Origin of the sequence: Planktothrix sp. FACHB-1355 (assembly GCF_014748295.1) — a bacterium.
Taxonomy (GTDB): domain Bacteria; phylum Cyanobacteriota; class Cyanobacteriia; order Cyanobacteriales; family Aerosakkonemataceae; genus Aerosakkonema; species Aerosakkonema funiforme_A.
On sequence record NZ_JACJUP010001141.1, the window covers coordinates 1 to 2,203 of the forward strand.

Genomic DNA, 2,203 nt, shown 5'->3' on the forward strand with positions numbered 1-2,203 from the left:
AGTATTATCGAGCATTTCTGGTTTTAGATTTAAGAATATACAATAATTTTTTTACTTGACAAAGTTGCTCTCTCTTTTGAGAGAGCAAGAGGATGAAAAACGAAAGTTATGTTACGCGCAGCTAAGAAATATTAAAAAAGCGATCGCAACCTAAACAGTTTGCGATCGCTTTGGACTGGAGAATGGTTATCTAAATGCCTCGATCGTCTCTTGAGCTTGGTCTTGAGTAGCGTCCTGAGTCGTAATCTGAGTTAGAACGGGAATTGTAACCATAGGAGCTCAGCACTAAGTCAGAGCGGAGTCTCAGATCCAAATCGCTGTCGGGGTCGATGATGACAACTTTAGCTTTATCTCGATTGCGCCCCAGGAGCAGTCCTCCTGCTGCACCCACTCCAGTACCGGCTAAAACTTCCAGAGGTCTGATGCGTCTGTCGCCCGTTACACCTGATATTAGTGCTGCTGCTGCCGAACCGACTGCTGCACCTGTCAAGATAGAAGTTGTGTTTGTACCGCCTCTGCTTACTTCTTCTGTTCTGGTAATTACATCAGAAGTAGCATTAATCGAACGGCGGGAACCTCTATCTATAATTAGGTTTCTCGCAACAAACCGGGAACCTCTACCGTAGGGTTCTATTTGACCCTCTACCTGGCTTCCAGATGGAATCAATACGCTGCCATCACGCCCTAATACGTCGTCCGCTACTGTTAGGGTTATTCGTGCTGTTTCGTCAGGTGCTAAAACGATTTTGTCTGCTTCTTCATATCTGACTGGAATGTTGGTTCCAGAGGGAAGTCTGTAATCATATCGTTGCGATTGAGCTACGCGAGATTGTGCTAACGCGGGGGATGCAACGATGATGGGAGCAGCTGTAGTAGCTGTCATTCCTAATGCGATTAGTGCGGCAGTTGTTTTCTGCAAGCGATGCAAATTAAACATTTCTGGCCTTCTCCTCTTTGTCTTTGTTATATCGAATGACGCTCTCTCGCAAAGTTTGTTTCTGATAGTGCTAATTGAGATTTTTTGGTTGTGTGGCCTCAATAAAGAGACTCTATTTTTGGCAAGCCATCGTTTGCGCCAAAATATTTATGAGATGCTGGAGCTAAGGTTATCTATTTAGCCATTTTGTTGGCTCCATTGCTTTCTCTTGTCACATTGTAACTAAATGGCAAAGCGCTATTCCTCAACCCCAAGCCATACGACTATTTGCCGATGATTTTTTGTTGTGAGGACAACAAAATTTTATTCACACTCTAGAGACGTAAGATTATTAATCTAGTTCCTTACTATAGTTGTTGGTTTTGCGATCGCCTTCCTTCTACTGGGTGATGGGCTGGCGGCTGACTACGCAGAGCGTGGAGTTAATATTGGCACAATTGCGCTACTTAGGTTACCGAATAGTCTGACCGTCAGCTATGGGCAATAACAATGTGTCCTCTATTTCCTGTCGCACTTTGCGACTGACATAACAATCGCTATTCAGGCATTCTACAAGTAACTTATTGGCATTATAATAATCGTGAAGCAATCTTTTTTGCTGTTTGCTGAACTGCCAATCATGACAGATATTGCGATGCTTAACTATTACTGCTTTTAATTGCTCTATCCAAGCTTGACTGTTAACTTCCCACCATTGTTTGAATATCCATAGATCGGCGTCAGGATTTGGTAATAAATTTTTGAGTTCTTGCAAAGCTTCTCCTAATTTTGGTTCGAGGGAAAGAGCGCGATCGCACGCCAGAAAAAATGCGCCTTTGAAAGGGTATGGATAATGAGCTAAATCTAGGTTACGGCTGCGATCGCAAGTAAGGGCAAGCAAATCGTCAAGACCGACATCTAATGCGCGGATATTGCCCAATATAACCAGAATGAAAAGGCTCGGATCTAGGGCGCGTATAAGTTCGGGATCGCGGTAATCGATCGGGTTCATCTGAGGATGTCGATCGTAGGCAAGATTAAAGTAAAAAGCTCGCACAGCAGCAGGTTTATAGGGAACTGCTACTGAAAGTGATTTCTCTCTTACCCATATCAAAAATTCTTGCAATTTTTGATCGGCAGCTACAAGTCGATCGACCTGCTTTTTCATTAACTGTAATAAGTAATCAGCAGGCTGCAACATTCCTGCTGCCAACAAAAATACTTCTCGCCAGTATTTATCTGTAATATGGCAGACCAAATTTTGCAAAGATTTTTCTAATGCCGGCG

The 2,203-nt window shown here is 43.2% G+C and carries 1 protein-coding gene and 1 pseudogene; both read right to left on the minus strand.

The window, feature by feature from the left end; genetic code table 11:
* Positions 1-190: 190 nt before the first annotated feature.
* Positions 191-937: a hypothetical protein gene (locus H6S82_RS29990; protein ID WP_190465060.1), complete on the minus strand. Its 747-nt coding sequence runs from the start codon at positions 935-937 to the stop codon at positions 191-193.
* Positions 938-1,388: 451 nt separating this feature from the next.
* Positions 1,389-2,203: pseudogene (locus tag H6S82_RS29995) on the minus strand (histidine kinase); the annotation flags it as partial.